This is a genomic window from Arthrobacter sp. 92 (genome assembly GCF_050260325.1).
In the GTDB taxonomy this organism is placed as follows: domain Bacteria; phylum Actinomycetota; class Actinomycetes; order Actinomycetales; family Micrococcaceae; genus Arthrobacter.
On sequence record NZ_CP189863.1, the window covers coordinates 2,289,186 to 2,306,256 of the forward strand.

A 17,071-nucleotide genomic window follows, 5' to 3' on the forward strand; every position below is an offset into this window, starting at 1 on the left:
CCGCGTCGGGGGGCTTTGCGTCCATCGTCCCTGAGGCTGCCTATCGCGGTCGGCGCCCCGCATGCTCACGGGCCAGCACCGCGTAGCGGTCGTCCGGAGACCCGGTGCTGAAACTGCCGTATTTGCGCTCCACCGCGGTGCGGATCAGGAAGTCCGCGATGGCGGGATTCTTGGGCAGGAGTGATCCGTGCAGGTAGCTCGCCACGATGTTGCGGTAGCGGGCTCCTTCCTGGCAGTCCTTGCTGTTGTTACCGGTGCCTTTGGCCGTTGTGCCCAGCGGCCGGACCCCCGGGCCCAGGGTGGTCTGACCGCTGTGGTTTTCGTAACCGAGGATGTCACCAAACTCGGTGGAGGACACCTTCACGTTGCCGATCAGGCGCTCGTCCGTTCCGTGGGTCTCCACATCGAGGACTCCGATGCCGGGTATGACCGAACCGGTCCGCGTCTTGAAAAATTTTCCGAAAAGCTGGTAGAGGCCGCAGATCAGCAGCATGGGCGTGCCCTCTTCGGCCAGCTCCTTGAGGGTGGACTCCCGTGAGAGGAGATCGTCCTGGATGACCAGCTGACCGCTGTCCTGGCCGCCGCCGCCAACGATGAGGTCCACGTCAGCGGGGAAATCGTCCCCCACGTTGTATTCGAGGAGTTCCGGGGTGTAGCCGTGCCAGCGCAACCGCTGCGCGAGCACCAGCGCGTTGCCCCAGTCGCCGTAGATGTTCATGTCACGCGGATATAGCTGCAGGATTCGGATGGTTCCTTTGGGCGCGGGAGCTTCCGCCGGCGGGAGCCCGTGCCCGGACACGTGGGTCATGAGACCACCTCCACTGTGGTGATTTTCGAAAGCTCGCGGCGGATGGCGAGCATGGCCGTATAGGTGCAGAAGATCCGCTTGGGCTTGTCCTTGGCGCCCCTGATGAAGGCTGCCAGTGCCGGTGCTATCTCGGTGTCCACGGCGCCGATGGCGACGTCGTCGTATTGCAGCCGCAGGGCCATGTCGTAGGCACGGGATCCGCTGAGCTGATCCACCCCGCAGGCCCGAAGCGTGTCGAAATCCACGTCCCACAGCCAGGACATGTCCCGGCCATCGGCGTAGTTATCGTTGATGGCGATCATGGTGGCGTAGCCGGCCGCCGGAAACGACTTCAGGCCAAGCCTGAAGCCGCTGGGGTTCTTGACCAGTACCAGTTCCAGCGGGTGGCCGTCGACGACGAGGCTCTCGCCCCTGCCGAAGGCGGGCGCCACTTGGGAGAGGGCCGCGAGCAGGCTGTCGTTGTTGGCGGCCACCATCTTTCCCTTGCCGGCGTCGCGCACCGCGATGGCCCGTGCCAGAGTCAGCGCGGCCGCGGCATTGAAGATGTTGTACACGCCGCGCAGCTTCATCCCGGTGGTGACTGTGACGCCGTCGTACTCAAAATCAGCCTCATCCACCCCCACCCTGCGCAGGACGACGTCGGCAGCCGGCTTCCCGGTTGAGGCCTCCGCCGCGGGAGCCGCGGCGTGCATATCGTCGTCGTTCGGGAAGGTGCTTAACAAGGAGTCGTCAAGGCCGAAGTAGAGGACTTCCGGGCCGCCGCGTTCGCGCCGGTCAAGGGTGTCGGCGATCCGGGCGACGCGCGGATCCTCGCGGTTCAGGACAACGGTTCCCGTGGTCTTGGACGCGATGTGCTGCAGCAGCTGTGCGGTCGTGTCGATTTCGCCAAAGCGGTCCAACTGGTCCCGCAGCACGTTGAGCAGGAGGCTGTAGCGCGGGGGCACCCTGTTGACGAAATGCACCGCGTGGGCCTCGTCGAGTTCGAGCACCGCGACGTCCGCGTCGAGGCGGCCGCGCCAGTCGACCTCACCCAAAAGAGCGGCGGCCACGCCCCTGGTGAAGTTGCTGCCGGTGCGGTTGGTGAAGACCTTGAGGCCCTGGCTTTCCAGTAGTTCCACCACCATTTTGGTGGTGGTGGTTTTGCCGTTGGTGCCGCTGACGACGGCGACGCCCAGGGGCAGGGTGGACAGTGTCCGCTGCATGAATCCGGGGTCGATCTTCTCCACCACAAGGCCGGGAAGGGCTGAGCCTCCGCCCCTGAGCCGGGAGACCCGGCGGACGAACTTGCCGAGCGGAACGCTGATGTAAAGCATGCTCTGTAATATATCCCAGCCCCGGCATCCAACCGGTCCGTGCAGGCCCGCGCGTGAATTCCGGCCATGGACAGAGCATTATGCTGTTTTAATGACCAATCCCCTTTCCACGGACTCTCCCCGTGTGGGCTCAGGCCTGCGCATCGGAGTCCTGGCGCTCCAAGGCGACTTCCGCGAACACCTGCGTGCCGCCGAGGCCACCGGCGCAACCGGCGTCGGAATCAGGCGGCCTGCTGAACTCGACGGCATCGACGGACTCATCATTCCCGGCGGCGAATCCACCACCATCGACAAACTCGCCCGCATTTTCGAACTGGCCGATCCACTGCGTGAACGCATCCGGGCGGGCCTGCCGGTGTACGGTTCCTGCGCGGGCATGATCCTGCTGGCGGACGAAATCGCGGACCCGGCCACCGACCTCGCAGGCAAGCCGCAGGAGACGTTTGGCGGGCTGGACATCACAGTGCGCCGGAACGCCTTCGGCCGCCAGCGCGAATCTTTCGAAACGGATCTGGACTTCAAGGGCCTTGATTTCAGCGCCGCCGGGAACGGGGTGGCACCGGTGCACGCCGTTTTTATCCGCGGCCCGTGGGTTGAGCGCGTGGGCCCTGATGTCGAAGTGCTGGCCCAGGTGGCGCCGGCCAACGTCTCCCACCCGGAGACTCTGCACGGGGCGGCTAGAATTGTTGCAGTGCGTTCCGGCAAGCTGCTGGCCACCTCCTTCCACCCGGAAGTGACGGGAGAGAAGCGCGTGCATGAACTGTTTATTCGAATGATCAGAGGGGAAGCGTAAAGCATGTCAGGCCACTCCAAATGGGCGACGACCAAGCACAAGAAGGCCATCCTTGATAGCCGCAGGGCCAAGTCGTTCGCCAAGCTGATCAAGAATATCGAAGTTGCCGCACGCATGGGCGGGCCGGACCTGTCCGGCAACCCGGGCCTGGAACTCGCGGTCACGAAGGCCAAGAAGACCTCGGTGCCAGCCGACAACATTGACCGCGCCATCAAGCGCGGCGCCGGCCTCACCGGCGAGGTCGTGGACTACACCGAGATCATGTACGAGTGCCGCGGACCCCAGGGCTCGGCACTGCTGATCGAATGCCTCACGGACAACAAGAACCGTGCCGCGTCCGAAGTGCGCCTTGCCATCTCCCGCAACGGGGGCACCATCGCCGATCCCGGCTCGGTCAGCTACCTCTTCACCCGCAAAGGCGTTGTGTCACTGCCGAAGAACGGGCTCGCCGAGGACGACGTCCTGATGGCCGTCCTGGATGCCGGGGCCGAGGAAGTCAAGGACAACGGGGACTCCTTCGAGATCCACTCCGAGCCGACCGATCTTCCGGCGATTCGGGATGCCCTCAAGGAAGCCGGAATGGAATACGACACCGACGAGGTCGAGTTCGTGCCCTCGATGCAGGTGCCCCTGGACCTGGATGCCGCTAAGAAGTTCATGAAGCTGGTTGACGCGCTGGAAGACCTCGACGACGTCCAGAACGTCTACAGCAACGCGGACCTCAGCGACGAAGTGCAGGCCGCACTGGAAGCTGAGTGACCCGGCCGTTGCGATGGTGGGCGGGTCCCCGCCCACCGGAATCCCGGCCGTGACTCTTCGCGTGCTGGGCGTCGATCCGGGCCTCACGCGGTGCGGTATCGGCGTGGTGGACGTCGAGAAGAACCGGCGTGCCACCCTGGTGGCCGTCGGTGTGGTGGGCACGTCCCCGCACGAGTCCCTGGACCAGCGTCTTCTGCTCATCGCCACGTCCATCGATGAGTGGCTGGACCGCTATGAGCCGCACGTGCTGGCAGTGGAGCGCGTCTTTTCACAGCTGAACGTCAGCACCGTGATGGGCGTGGCCCAGGCGTCCGGAGTGGTGATCGCAGCGGCGGCCCGGCGCGGCATCCCCGTGGCCCTCCACACTCCGTCGGAAGTCAAGGCCGCAGTCACGGGCAGCGGAACCTCCAACAAGGACGCTGTGACCAAGCTGGTCACTAAGATCCTCCGGCTGGATGCCCCGCCGCGGCCGGCAGACGCCGCCGACGCCCTGGCCCTTGCCATCACGCACGCCTGGCGGGCCGGCAGCGGAATCTCCACCACAGGCGCAGTCACCACGGGCCCGGGCAGCCAGTCCTTGACGCCGGCGCAGCGGGCATGGGCCGAGGCCGAGGCGAAGGCGCGCCGTGCACGGTGAATGTCCGGGCCGCTTGCTAGGGTATTCGTAGATATGTTCGGATAGCCGGGTTCTCCCGGCTGCATTCAGCTGTAAACCCAGGAGCCCGGCCTTGATCAGTTTTCTCCGCGGAACCGTAGCGCACGTCGGGTTGTCCTCGGCCGTGATCGATCTCAACGGCGCCGGCATGAGCGTCAACGCGACGCCTCAAACCCTCAGCCGTCTCCGCACGGGCGAGGAGGGCAAGCTTTTCACCTCGCTGATTGTGCGGGAGGATTCGCTGACGCTGTTCGGCTTTGCCAGCGACGACGAACGGGAGGTCTTTGACGTCCTGCTTAGCGTCAGCGGCGTGGGGCCGCGGCTGGCCCTCGCGGTCCTGGCGGTTCACGATCCGGAGGCCATCCGGGTGGCCGCCCACACGGGAGACGGCAAATCATTCACCAAGGTGCCCGGCATCGGACCCAAGGTGGCGGGCAGGATCGTCCTTGAGCTCGCCGGAAAACTCGTCCCGCACGGTACCGGGGAAGGCCCTGCCGCCAGCACCACCGCGCCCGCCGAATGGAAGCCCCAAGTGGTTGCCGCCATGACGAGCCTGGGCTGGTCCGAAAAGGACGCCACGTCAAGCATCGACAAGGCCCTGGCCGATTCGCCGGAGCTGGCGGACAAGGGACAGGTGGCTGAAATCCTGCGGGCCACTCTTCGCTGGCTGGGCCAGGACGGCGCCCGCGCCGGCAACCGGGTAGGCAGCCGTGGCTGAACCGTCCCTTGTCGGCGGCGGCGAGGAGCCGGAGGAGCGCGTCATCGAGGCCGCGCTGCGGCCCAAGAACCTCCACGACTTCGTGGGCCAGCACCGCGTCCGCAAACAGCTGTCGCTGGTCCTGGAGGCTTCGCGCATGCGGGGCCGCAGTGCGGACCACGTTCTGCTGTCGGGCCCTCCCGGCCTGGGCAAGACCACCCTTTCGATGATCATCGCGGCGGAGATGAACGCACCGCTGCGCATCAGCAGCGGCCCCGCCATCCAGCACGCGGGGGATCTGGCAGCCATCCTGTCCTCCTTGTCCGAGGGAGAAGTCCTGTTCCTGGACGAAATCCACAGGATGTCCAGGCCCGCCGAGGAAATGCTGTACATGGCCATGGAGGACTTCCGGGTCGACATCGTGGTGGGCAAGGGAGCCGGAGCCACCGCCATTCCGCTGGAGCTGCCGCCGTTCACCCTGGTGGGAGCCACCACGCGGGCCGGTCTCCTTCCCGGGCCACTTCGTGACAGGTTCGGTTTCACCGGCCACCTCGAGTTCTACTCCGTTGAGGAACTGGAACTGGTCCTTCGGCGTTCGGCCGGGCTCTTGGACCTGAAAGTGAACTCTGCCGGCTTCAGTGAGATCGCGGGCCGATCGAGGGGCACGCCCCGCATCGCCAACCGCCTCCTGCGCCGGGTTCGCGACTGGGCGCTGGTCCACGGAATCGAGCAGATCGACGCGCGGGCCGCCTCCGCCGCACTGGACATGTATGAAGTGGACAAGCGCGGCCTCGACCGCCTCGACCGCAACGTCCTCGAGGCCCTGATCACCAAGTTCGGCGGCGGCCCCGTGGGGCTGTCCACCCTCGCAATCGCCGTGGGGGAGGAGCCCGAAACGGTGGAAACCGTCGCTGAGCCCTACCTTGTCCGGGAGGGCCTGCTGGGCCGGACGCCCCGCGGACGGATAGCGATGGCCCCGGCCTGGACCCATCTGGGGTTTGCCGTGCCCGACGGCGTCTTCGGCCAGGAAGCGCTGGCCCTGTTTGGAGACGACAGCGGCGAGGAATCCGTTCCGGAGTGGCTTCCGCACCCCCAATAGCACCGGCTGGCTTGCTTTCCCTTTAGACTGGTATAACGCTCGGCACGTTCGGGTCTTTGTTCTGCGGGCGGCAGCATGCCGCCGCTGCTGGACCGGCCCGGATATCCGCCGGGCCGGACGCCAGGTTCTGCTGCCGGCGGGCCACCCGCCAGGTCGAAGCCCAGAGCAAAGCCGACGTTGCTGAATACCAGCTTCAAAGCAAAAGAATGGAATTTCCCCTTGGATCCAATGACAATTCTCCTGTTCGTCATGCTTGGCGTCTTCGTCTTTATGATGTTCCGCCGCAACAAAAAGACGCAGCAGCAGCAGGCAGAGCTCCAGTCGAAATTCGGCACCGGCGTTGAGGTCATGACAAGCTTCGGGCTCTTTGGCCGCATCGTCGAGATCGACGAGGCCGAAAACAAGGTTGTGCTGGAGCTTTCCCCCGGCAACCTCGCCACGGTCCACCGCCAGTCCGTCACCAAGATCGTTGAGCCCGTGGCGGAAGCCGCAACGGCCGAGCCCGTCGAGGCCGAGCACACGGTTGTCCCCAACGACGCTTCTTCCCTGACCACGCGGGATGCGGAGCCCGCCGCAGCGGACATTGAAACTCCGGACGAAACGCTGAAGCGTCTCAACGATGAAGGCAAGAAAGACAGCTAGTCTGACTTTTCCCGCCCATCAAGCCAGGTAACCACCTCTTACGGCTGCGGGCCGCCGCCGGGGATGGGCTCGTCAGCCCGGCCCGGCGGCTCCTCCGTAAACAATAGAAAGATCGACAATGGCACGAACTGGCCCCAAAAACCCAGCCCTCAGGGTGCTGGTGTGGCTCGGCGTTATCCTTGCCGTCATGACGGCCGTCCTTGCGGGCGGCAACATGGCCGGCAAGGCGAGCTGGGCGCCCAAGCTCGCCTTGGACCTGGAAGGCGGAACCCAGATGATCCTGGCGCCCAAGGTCGAGGGCGGTTCAGGCATCAATGAGGAACAGCTGAACCAGGCCGTGGCCATTATCCGCCAACGCGTGGACGGCTCGGGCGTGGCGGAAGCGGAGATCAGCACGCAGTCCGGCCGCAACGTGGTGGTGAGCCTTCCCGGGACTCCCTCCAAGGAAACCCGCGCACTGATCCAGGCGTCGGCGGACATGAACTTCCGTCCGGTCTTGCAGGCCGGAGCCGGCGCGCCCGTGCCTGCCGCGTCCCTGACCCCGGACGACAAGCTGCCCAAGCCGACCGCCGCGCCCGCGAACAGCAGCGACGTCAACTGGATCACCGCGGACGTCTACAAGAAGTTCGAAACCCTCGACTGCGACCACCCGTCCCAGGACAAGCAGGAGCGTTCCGATCCCGCCAAGCCACTCGTGACCTGTGAGCCGGCAACTGCAACCTCCCCTGCCATCAAGTACATCCTGGGCCCGGTTGAGGTGAAGGGCTCCAACATTAAGTCCTCTTCCTTCCAGCTTCAGCGCGGTGCGCAGGGCGCAGTCACCAACGAGTGGGCAGTCAACATCCAGTTCGACGACGCCGGGACCGCGAAGTTCAAAGAGGTCACCGAACGGCTCTACCAGTTCTACGCCGCTGGTGGCGGCCAGTCCGGCTCCGACCCCAAGGCCCAGTTCGCCATCGTCCTTGATGACCAGGTCATCTCGGCGCCCCGCTCACTTGCCGTGATCACCGACGGACGCCCCCAGATCACGGGCGGCTTCACGGAGCAGTCCGCCAAGGCGCTCTCCGATCAGCTCCGCTTTGGCGCACTTCCCATCAGCTTCGACATCCAGAGTGAGCAGCAGATTTCCGCCACGCTGGGCGGCGAGCAGCTTCGGATGGGTCTGCTGGCAGGCCTCATCGGCTTGCTGCTGGTGGTGGTTTACTCGCTCTTCCAGTACCGGGCCCTCGGCTTCGTCACCATCGCATCGCTGGTGGTGGCCGGCGCCCTGACCTACCTGGCCATCGGAATTCTTGGCTGGACCGAGAACTACCGGCTGTCCCTGGCCGGCGTGGCCGGTATCATCGTCGCGATCGGCCAGACCGCGGACTCATTCATTGTGTACTTCGAACGTATCCGCGATGAGCTGCGCGAAGGACGCGGACTGGTATCTGCCGTGGAGAACGGCTGGAAGCGCGCCAAGCGCACTGTCCTGGCCTCCAAGGCTGTGAACCTCCTCGCCGCCTTGGTGCTGTATTTCGTCGCGGTCGGCAACGTGCGGGGTTTCGCATTCACCCTGGGCCTGACTGCCATCGCCGACCTCATTGTGGTCTTTATGTTCACCCACCCCACGCTGCAGCTCCTGGCGCGGACGAGGTTCTTTGGCGAAGGCCACAAGTTCTCCGGCCTTGATCCGAAACGCCTCGGCGCCGTGCCCCTTTACCGCGGCGCCGGCAGGCTCCGCAGCCCGGACGAGAAAAAGCCCGTGGCGCGGACCAAGAATGCCGGAGCCGCGGCGGAAGCCGAACGCCGGATGACCATCGCCGAGCGCCGTCTCGCTGAAAAGCAGGACCAACTCGCCGGTTCCTCCAAGAGCTCAACCAAGGAGGGCAAGTAAATGCCCAGCTTCGCCAATTTCGGTAACGAGCTCTACACGGGCAAGCGCTCGTATGATTTCGTGGGAGCCAAGAAGATCTGGTTCCTGGTGGCCGCCGTCGCCGTCGCCCTCTCCATCCTCATCCCTGTGGCCAAGGGCGGGTTCAACCTCGGCATTGAGTTCCGGGGCGGGTCCGAGTTCACGGTTTCGAACGTTAAGTCGACCGATTCGAACCTCGGTGAGAAGGCGGTGCAGAACGTGGTCGCCGGCAGTATTCCCCGCGTTGCGAACGTAGCCGGCAACACCATGCGCATCCAGACGGACAAGCTGACGGATGACGAGACCCTGAAGATCAAGGAGGGGCTGACCACGGCGTACGGCGTCACCGACAATGAGGTGACTTCCACGTTCGTCGGGCCCACCTGGGGCGCGGATGTCACCAAGCAGGCCCTGCTGGGGCTCGTGATCTTCGTGGCCTTTGCCGCGGTGCTTATGGCGCTGTACTTCCGGACCTGGAAGATGTCGCTCTCAGCGATCGTCGGCATGCTTGTCACCATGTTCGTCACCGCCGGTGTTTACGCCCTCAGCGATTTCGAGGTGACCCCGTCAGCCATCATCGGCTTCCTGACAGTGCTCAGCTATTCGCTCTACGACACAGTGGTGGTGTTCGACAAGATCCGCGAGAACACCGCGGGCCTCGACGCTTCCACGAGGCGCACCTTTGTCGAGGAGGTCAACCTGGCCGTCAACCAGACGCTGGTGCGGTCCATCAACACCATGATGGTGGCCATCCTGCCGGTGGGCGCCATCCTGTTCATCGGTGCGGGACTGCTGGGGGCCGGCACGCTGCGGGATCTCTCGTTGGCGCTCTTCGTGGGAATCCTGATCGGAACGGCGGCCACGATCTTCATCGCCGCCCCGCTCTATGCCTGGCTGCGGCAGGGCGAGCCCCCGCTCGTCAAGCAGGCCGGCCGCGTTGAACGCCGCCGGACCGAAGCGGCCGCAAAGGCTTCCGGCTCCTCGGAAACTGTGACTGCCTGAGTCTCGGTCGTGCCAAACGGCCGGGCACCGTCATTCGTGACGGTGCCCGGCCGTTCGCATTGCCGCACCGGTTATCGAAGTGCCCTCCCGCGGGAATAGACTGGAAGAGTTAAATGGGTCGTGAGGGGTGCTTCATTGGAAGAACGTTCGACGCCGGTGCCTACTGCCGGCGGAAGTGAAGGTACTGGCCAGGGTCAGCAGACCGGTCTGGTGGCTTCCGGACGTCCGGACGAAGCCGTTCCGGTGGATAATTCAGGAGCCCGGCCCACGTTCCCCGGGCGACGTGAACGGACCCGCTCCAGGCTGGCCCGCCTTACCGGGCGCGCCACTCCGACGTATTCGCCCATTCTTGAGCCGTTGCTGAGGACCGTCCGCGCGAACAACCCCAAGGAAGACCTCGACCTCATCCAGAGGGCGTTTGTTGTTGCCGAACAAAGTCACCGGGGCCAGAAGCGCAAGAGCGGCGATCCGTACATCACCCACCCCGTGGCGGTCGCCACCATCCTGGCGGAGCTCGGACTGAGTGGGACCACCCTGGCGGCCGCGCTGCTGCACGACACCGTGGAGGACACGCCGTACACACTGGCGAACCTCAAGGCCGACTTCGGCCCGGAAGTGGCCATGCTGGTGGACGGCGTCACCAAGCTGGACAAGGTCAGCTTCGGCGAGGCGGCCCAGTCCGAAACCGTGCGCAAGATGGTTGTGGCCATGGCCAAGGACATCCGGGTGCTCATGATCAAGCTCGCGGACCGGTTGCACAATGCGCGGACCTGGCGTTTTGTCTCTGCGGAGTCCTCGGCGCGCAAAGCCCGTGAAACGCTGGAGATCTTCGCCCCGCTGGCGCACCGGTTGGGTATGAACACCATCAAATGGGAGCTGGAGGATCTCTCCTTCGCTGCGCTATACCCCAAGGTGTACGAGGAAATCGTGCGGATGGTGGGGGAGCGCACGCCGGAGCGAGAAAAGAGCCTGAGCGTTATCCGTAACCAGATCACCGAAGATCTGCGCGCGGCCAAGATCAAGGCCACCATCACCGGGCGGCCCAAGCATTATTACTCCATCTACCAGAAGATGATCGTCCGGGACAAGGATTTCGACGACATCAACGACCTGATGGGCGTGCGGGTGCTCGTCGACTCGGTCCGCGACTGCTATGCGGCGCTGGGCACCCTGCATTCGCGCTGGAACCCGCTGCCCGGGCGGTTCAAGGATTACATCGCGATGCCCAAGTTCAATATGTACCAGTCCCTCCACACCACCGTGATCGGGCCGGGCGGCAAACCCGTGGAAATCCAGATCCGGACCCACGAAATGCACCGCCGCGCCGAGTACGGCGTGGCCGCCCACTGGAAGTACAAGGACCAGCCCAACCGCACCGCCACGGGGCCCGGAAGCCCGCGAGACGGCGACATGGGGTGGCTGCGGTCGCTTGTTGACTGGCAGCAGGAAACCTCTGATCCCGGAGAGTTCCTCGACTCACTCCGCTTCGAAATCAATGCCCGTGAAGTGTTTGTATTCACGCCCAAGGGCGAGGTCATGGCCCTGCCGGCCGGCTCGACCCCGGTGGACTTTGCCTACGCCGTTCACACGGAGGTGGGCCACCGGACTATTGGCGCCCGGGTCAACGGGAAGCTCGTACCCCTCAACAGCGAGTTGAACCACGGCGACTGGGTGGAGATCTTCACATCCAAGGCGGAAGGCGCCGGCCCGAGCCAGGACTGGCAACACTTCGTCAAGAGTGCCCGGGCCCGGAACAAGATCCGGCAATGGTTCAGCAAGGAACGCCGCGAGGAAGCGATCGACCGCGGCAAGGACCTGCTGACCAAGGCCATGCGGAAGCAGAACCTGCCGCTACAGCGGCTTATGACCCATGACGCCCTGGCCGAGGTGGCGGAGCACTTCAAGTACGTCGACATTTCCGGGCTCTATGCCGGCGTGGGAGACGGCCACACCTCCGCGCAGTCCGTGATGGAGCGGCTCGTTGAGACATTGGGCGGCAACGAGAGCCCGGAAGACGATCTCACCGAAGTCAGTATCCCGACTCAGGTCAGCAAGACCAAGTACGCCGATTCCGGCGTGATTGTGCGCGGTGTGGGCGACGTCTGGGTCAAGCTGGCCCGTTGCTGCACGCCCGTGCCGCCGGATCCCATCCTCGGATTCGTCACCCGCGGCTCGGGAGTGTCGGTGCACCGGACCGACTGCACGAACGTGTCGGACCTCAAAGACCAGCCGGACCGCATCGTGGAGGTGGACTGGGCTCCAACGCAATCGAGCGTCTTCCTGGTGGAGATCCAAGTCGAGGCCTTGGACCGCAAGTCCCTGCTGTCGGACGTGACCCGGATCCTGTCCGAAAACCACGTCAATATCCTCGCGGCCAGCGTGCACACCTCCAACGACCGGGTGGCTATCTCAAAGTTCGCCTTTGAAATGGGCGACCCGAAGTATCTGAGCCACGTACTCAGTGCCGTGCGCCGCATCGACGGCGTGTTCGACGTCTACCGGACCACCGGCAACCGCCGGCGCAGCTAGCCGCCGCCTGCCTCGGTCGGCAGGGCCGCAAGCACCTCCAGCGCGGCCTTCTTGTACGGAACCCGCGGTGTGGCTTCCACGGCACGGGTCAGCAGCCGCAGCCTGACGTCGAGTTCAGGCAAGGCCAGCATCCGCCGCAGCGCCGGCACCGCGCGCTCCGCATCCACATGCAGGGCGATGTCCACAGCGGTCCGCAGCGGGCTGGACACCAGCAGACCGCCCAGGCTCACGACGTCGAATGGGCCGAGCTTGACCTCGTGCAGGGTGCAGCCCCGGGTTGTCCGCAGGCTGGAGATCCGCCGGTTTGCATCGACGAGCAGGGCCAGCCTGTCCGGTTCCGGCGCGCACCCGTAAATCCAGGCTGCTGTCATTCGGCCCGCCACGACCCGACGGCGGATGGCCGGGGGCACGGCGAAGGAGGCGGCCCTCGCGCGCAGCTGTGGTGTCAGCGCAGTGCCGGGAAGCGCATATCCGCTCTGGTAGAGCTGCGTCAGGACGCCGTCCGCCGCCATCGCCTGCAACTCCGGCCAGGAGAATACCGGGCCCGGTGAGTACAGCTCTGCCTGCGGGGCCCGAATTGCCGGGGGGCGCGTCACGAGACGGGAGGGGATAGCCATGCTGCCATCCTCGCCTGCAGCCGTTAACAGATACAGGCCCCGTTCCGGTTATGTGGATAACCGGAACGGGGCCTGCGGCGAAGCGGTGCCTAGGCGAGTTCGCTGGCGGAGCGCGAAATCTGGTCAAGCCATGCCTGGCGTGCATCCAGGGCTTCCTGGGCAGCCTTGATCTTGCGCTGGTCGCCGGCCTTCTCTGCCTTGGCGAGGTCTTCCTTCAGCCCTGCAATGGCTGCTTCCAACTGGCTCAAGGCGCTGTTGGTCCGGGCCTTGGTCTCAGGATTGGACCGCTTCCAGTTCTCGTCCTCAGCGTGACGCACTGCGTCTTCCACCTTTCGGAGACCGGCTTCGATGCGTCCCATGTCGGCGCGGGGCACCTTGCCGGCTTCCTCCCAGCGGTCCCGGATGGACTGGAGGGCCTTCTTGGCGGCCGTCAGATCCTTGATGGGAAGCAGCGCATTGGCCTCGACGAGGAGCGCTTCCTTCACCTTGAGGTTGGCGCCGTACTCCTGGTCGATCTCGTCGTTGGCTGCCTGGCGGTTCGTGAAAAAGACGTCCTGGGCGGCACGGAAGCGAGCCCAGAGGGCGTCGTCATCCTTGCGGCTGGCGCGGGGGGATGCCTTCCATTCGTCCATGAGGCGGCGGTATTCACCAGCTGCGAAGCCCCAATCGGTCGATGAGGACAGCGCTTCGGCTTCGGAGATCAGCTTCTCTTTGGCAGACTTCGCCGCCGAGTTGTTGCTATCCAGCTGCGAGAAGTAGGCCCGGCGGTGCCGGTCAAAGACGGTGCGTGCGGCCCGGAACCGCTTCCAGAGTGCGTCCTCGTTGCTGCGGCCCAGGCGCACACCGCTCTTCTGCGCCGTCTTCCAGCTCTCAAAGAGCTCGTTCATCCGGGCGCTGGAGGTTTTCCACTGGATTTGGGCGGGATCCTGGCCGGAGATTGTCTCGGCCTCGGCCACAATGGCCTCCCGGGCTGCAAGCTCCGCTGCCCGGACGGCGTCGTGCTCGGCCTTTTCCGCCTTCTCCAGTTCCGTGATCTGGCCGGCCAAGGTGTCCAGGCGGCCTTCTGCCGATCGGAGGTCGCCCACCATGTTCCGTTCGGCCAACTGCTCGCGGAGGTGCGTCACGGTCTTCTGCATGTCCGTGGTGGGGGCCTTGGAACCCACTCGCTGTTCCAACAGGACAATCTGTGCAACGACGTCGTCGAACTTGCGGGCAAAGTAACCCAGTGCCTCGTCGTCGCTGACGCCGGGGTACTGGCCCACGGGGTGTTCCTCGCCATCAATGGTCAGGAACACCTGTCCATCGCCCTCAACCCGGCCCCACCGTGCGGCCTCAGCCAGCGATGCCGCCGAGGAAACCGGCGCGGGAACGGGCACGGCTGCTGAAGGTGCAGTCTTGGGCCGTGCGGCAAAAGCAGCCGGAGACGGCGCAGGCCGCCGGGCGGCGCTTGGCGAAGGGGCGGGGCTTGGCGAAGGAGCGGCAGCGGGAGCCTCGGCGGCCGGAGTGTCATCCGCCGGCGCCTCCGCTACTGGAGCCTCGGCAACCGGGGCCTCGGGCGCCGCCGGCGCCTCCGCCGCGGGGGTATCCACACCTGGAGCCTCGGGAGCGGTCGCGTCGCCGGACGGTGTTTCCTGTGCGGGCGCTGCGTCCGCGGCTGCTTCCACCACCGTGGTTTCGGGGCTTGCCTGGCTCTCAGCCTCGGGAGCCTGGGCCTCGCTGGCAGCTGCTTCTACTGTTTCGTCGGATTTCTGACTGTCTGTCACCGCTAAAAGTCTTTCGCTTGGAGGGAAATACCAGCACCCGCAGCTTGGAGCCCGGGGCTTGTTACTTCAGAGAGAACGAGTCTATCGTGACTGGTTCCGCAGGTGCGCCGTCTGTTGCATTTCCACCTGTCTTAATCCCTGCGGCGGCAATCTTGGTCACCACATCCAGCCCCGAGGTCACCTTGCCCACCACCGTGTAGCCACCGGCCGAATCCGCCGGGATGGTGGTGTCCTTGTAGACGATGAAGAACTGCGTGCCGTTGCCGTAGGCGTTGTCGCCGGTCCGGGCAACGGCAATGGTCCCGGCTGGGTACTTGTTGTCCGGCGGTGTGTTCTCCAGCGGCCCCCAGGCATAGGCGGGATCTGCCTGGCCGTCCCCGGTCTTGGAACCACATTGGAGCACCCCGAAGGTGTCTGCCGTGGTGAGGCGATGGCAACTGACGCCGTTGTAGTAGTTTTGGTCGGCCAGCGACTTGAAGACAGCGGCGGCCTGCGGGGCCTTGGTCCCGTCGAGCTCCACGCCCACCGAGCCGCTGTTCAGTTTAAGCTCTCCGGTGAACACCTTGCCGGCAGCCGTTTCGGGCTTGGGAATGTTGGGACCGTTGCTCTGCCCAGCGGTGGGCGTTGGCGTGGCGGACGGGCTGGTCAGTCCGGCCTGGGCGGCCGCGTATTCCGCTTCCGTCGGGTTGCTGGAGAAGACTGTGAGCTGGAGGACGACGGCGAGCACCACCGCGGCGGTGCCCGCACCTGCCGCCAGGATATTGTCCCGCCGGCGCCGCCTGTCCTGCTGCCGGCGCAGCTCCCGCTTCGCTTCCATTTGCTGGATGCGCCGCTTGGCTTCGCGGGCGCTCCGTGAACTGGCCGCCAAAAGTCCTCCTGGTTGTCGGGCTGATCCGCCATGACGGGCCAGGGGCGACGTCCGGTGTCCAGCTGCAGTACGGCAGGCAACGCCCGGGCTGCCCCGCATTAGAGTTGCCGGCGCCGGAAGCATAAACTGACTGCCGCACATAGTTTATGCATGACTGGCTGATCTCCCGCCCTTCCCGCCCCGTTTTGGGCGGAATACTGCGCAGAGGACTCCCGGCCTGCTGTTACCTGAGGAGAAAATCCACCATGGCACGCACCGCCTCCCTGTCCGGATTCCCCGAGTGGCTTCCCGAGGAGCGGCTGGTGGAACTGCATGTCCTGGACACCCTGCGGCGCGTATTTGAGCTGCACGGCTTCTCCTCGATCGAGACCCGCGCCGTGGAAACGGTGGGCCAGCTGCTCCGCAAGGGTGAAATCGACAAAGAGGTGTATGGACTCAGCCGCCTGCAGGACGACGAAGGCGAAGACGCCAAGGCGGCCAAAGGCGACCACCACTCCCTGGCCCTGCACTTTGACCTGACCGTGCCGTTCGCCCGGTACGTGGTGGAAAACGCCGGGTACCTTGCGTTTCCCTTCCGCCGCTACCAGATCCAGAAGGTGTGGCGTGGCGAACGCCCCCAGGAGGGCCGCGCCCGCGAGTTCACCCAGGCGGATATCGACGTGGTGGGTGACGGCGAGCTGCCGTTCCGTTACGACGTCGAAATTGCACTGGTGATTGCCGAAGCCCTGAACGCGCTTCCGATTCCTGACTTCCGGCTGCGGATCAACAACCGCAAGCTCGCGGAGGGTTTCTACCGGGGGATTGGCCTGACTGACACCGCTGGGGTCCTGCGGAGCATCGACAAGCTCGAGAAGATCGGCCCGGCCAGGGTGGCGGATCTGCTCAAGACCGAACTGGGTGCCACCGAGGAGCAGGCGCAGTTGGCCCTGAGTCTTGCCGGCATCCGGACCGAAGACACCTCCTTTGTGGAAAAGGTGCGCGCCCTCGGCGTCAAGGACGACCTCCTCGAGGAAGGCCTCAATGAACTGGAGCAGGTCATCGCGGCGGCCGTCCAACGCGCCCCGGGCAAGGTTGTGGCCGACCTGAGTATTGCACGGGGACTCGATTACTACACCGGCACCGTAGTGGAAACCGTCCTGGTGGGCCACGAACAGCTCGGCTCGATCTGTTCCGGCGGCCGCTATGACGCGCTGGCCAGCAAAGGAAACCGCAAGTTCCCCGGCGTCGGGCTCTCCATCGGCGTCACTCGGCTCGTCTCCAGGATCCTCAGCCAGGACCTCGCCCGTGCCTCACGGTCCGTTCCCACCGCCGTGCTCGTCGCCCTGAACAACGACGACAGCTGGGACGCCGCCCAGGACGTTGCCGCGCAGTTGCGCAGCCGTGGAATCTCCACCGAGGTTGCAGCCAAGGCGGAGAAATTCGGCAAGCAGATCAAGTTCGCCGACCGCCGGGGCATCCCCTTCGTCTGGTTCACCGACGACGACGGCAAGCACCAGGTCAAGGACCTCCGCTCGGGCGAACAGACAGACGCCGATCCCGCCACCTGGACGCCGTCGGAAGAGGACCTGCACGTTCGCGTCACCAAGGCCTAGCCGCGCTGCGCCCGCCAGTGGCGGCTTCAGCTGTGGTTCG

Annotated in this window: 15 protein-coding genes; 10 read left to right on the forward strand and 5 right to left on the reverse strand. The window is 65.2% G+C overall.

The window, feature by feature from the left end:
- Window positions 1-40 precede the first annotated feature (40 nt).
- Window positions 41-808: a type 1 glutamine amidotransferase gene (locus ACP4XC_RS10530; RefSeq protein ID WP_427174913.1), complete on the reverse strand. Its 768-nt coding sequence runs from the start codon at window positions 806-808 to the stop codon at window positions 41-43.
- Window positions 805-2,121, reverse strand: coding sequence for a MurT ligase domain-containing protein (locus ACP4XC_RS10535; protein ID WP_427174914.1), 1,317 nt, complete (start codon window positions 2,119-2,121; stop codon window positions 805-807). The genes ACP4XC_RS10530 and ACP4XC_RS10535 overlap by 4 nt, the downstream gene beginning before the upstream one ends.
- 91 nt (window positions 2,122-2,212) lie before the next feature.
- Here ACP4XC_RS10535 and pdxT point away from each other — a divergent pair, with 91 nt between their 5' ends.
- From pdxT to ACP4XC_RS10580, 9 genes are all read left to right on the forward strand, one after another.
- Window positions 2,213-2,914, forward strand: coding sequence for a pyridoxal 5'-phosphate synthase glutaminase subunit PdxT (gene pdxT / locus ACP4XC_RS10540; RefSeq protein ID WP_427174915.1), 702 nt, complete (start codon window positions 2,213-2,215; stop codon window positions 2,912-2,914).
- Between the two features lie 3 nt (window positions 2,915-2,917).
- The gene (locus ACP4XC_RS10545) at window positions 2,918-3,673 is read left to right on the forward strand and encodes a YebC/PmpR family DNA-binding transcriptional regulator (RefSeq protein WP_427174916.1); all 756 of its coding nucleotides are present in this window, start codon (window positions 2,918-2,920) and stop codon (window positions 3,671-3,673) included.
- Between the two features lie 49 nt (window positions 3,674-3,722).
- The gene (ruvC, locus tag ACP4XC_RS10550; protein WP_427174917.1) at window positions 3,723-4,310 is read left to right on the forward strand and encodes a crossover junction endodeoxyribonuclease RuvC; all 588 of its coding nucleotides are present in this window, start codon (window positions 3,723-3,725) and stop codon (window positions 4,308-4,310) included.
- Between the two features lie 91 nt (window positions 4,311-4,401).
- Window positions 4,402-5,046, forward strand: a complete 645-nt coding sequence (ruvA, locus tag ACP4XC_RS10555) for a Holliday junction branch migration protein RuvA (protein ID WP_427174918.1) — start codon at window positions 4,402-4,404, stop codon at window positions 5,044-5,046.
- Window positions 5,039-6,124, forward strand: coding sequence for a Holliday junction branch migration DNA helicase RuvB (ruvB, locus tag ACP4XC_RS10560; RefSeq protein ID WP_427174919.1), 1,086 nt, complete (start codon window positions 5,039-5,041; stop codon window positions 6,122-6,124). Before ruvA ends, ruvB begins: the two co-directional genes overlap by 8 nt.
- A 228-nt stretch (window positions 6,125-6,352) precedes the next feature.
- On the forward strand, window positions 6,353-6,766 hold the full coding sequence (gene yajC, locus ACP4XC_RS10565) for a preprotein translocase subunit YajC (protein ID WP_427174920.1): 414 nt from the start codon (window positions 6,353-6,355) through the stop codon (window positions 6,764-6,766).
- A gap of 118 nt (window positions 6,767-6,884) precedes the next feature.
- The gene (secD, locus tag ACP4XC_RS10570) at window positions 6,885-8,642 is read left to right on the forward strand and encodes a protein translocase subunit SecD (protein WP_427174921.1); all 1,758 of its coding nucleotides are present in this window, start codon (window positions 6,885-6,887) and stop codon (window positions 8,640-8,642) included.
- The gene (secF, locus tag ACP4XC_RS10575) at window positions 8,643-9,662 is read left to right on the forward strand and encodes a protein translocase subunit SecF (RefSeq protein WP_427174922.1); all 1,020 of its coding nucleotides are present in this window, start codon (window positions 8,643-8,645) and stop codon (window positions 9,660-9,662) included. It abuts the gene before it with no gap.
- Window positions 9,663-9,797: 135 nt separating this feature from the next.
- On the forward strand, window positions 9,798-12,191 hold the full coding sequence (locus ACP4XC_RS10580) for a RelA/SpoT family protein (RefSeq protein ID WP_427174923.1): 2,394 nt from the start codon (window positions 9,798-9,800) through the stop codon (window positions 12,189-12,191).
- On the opposite strand, the gene ACP4XC_RS10585 is transcribed toward ACP4XC_RS10580, so the two are convergent.
- From ACP4XC_RS10585 to ACP4XC_RS10595, 3 genes are all read right to left on the reverse strand, one after another.
- Complete coding sequence (locus tag ACP4XC_RS10585; protein ID WP_427174924.1) at window positions 12,188-12,808, reverse strand: hypothetical protein; 621 nt, start codon at window positions 12,806-12,808, stop codon at window positions 12,188-12,190. The genes ACP4XC_RS10580 and ACP4XC_RS10585 overlap by 4 nt on opposite strands.
- Window positions 12,809-12,897: 89 nt before the next feature.
- Window positions 12,898-14,571, reverse strand: coding sequence for a DUF349 domain-containing protein (locus tag ACP4XC_RS10590; RefSeq protein ID WP_427174925.1), 1,674 nt, complete (start codon window positions 14,569-14,571; stop codon window positions 12,898-12,900).
- Between the two features lie 61 nt (window positions 14,572-14,632).
- On the reverse strand, window positions 14,633-15,439 hold the full coding sequence (locus ACP4XC_RS10595) for a peptidylprolyl isomerase (protein WP_427174926.1): 807 nt from the start codon (window positions 15,437-15,439) through the stop codon (window positions 14,633-14,635).
- 245 nt (window positions 15,440-15,684) lie between these two features.
- On the opposite strand from ACP4XC_RS10595, the gene hisS reads away from it, so the two are divergent.
- Window positions 15,685-17,031 (forward strand): histidine--tRNA ligase, encoded by a 1,347-nt coding sequence (hisS, locus tag ACP4XC_RS10600; RefSeq protein ID WP_427174927.1) that lies wholly within the window; start codon window positions 15,685-15,687, stop codon window positions 17,029-17,031.
- Window positions 17,032-17,071 lie beyond the last annotated feature (40 nt).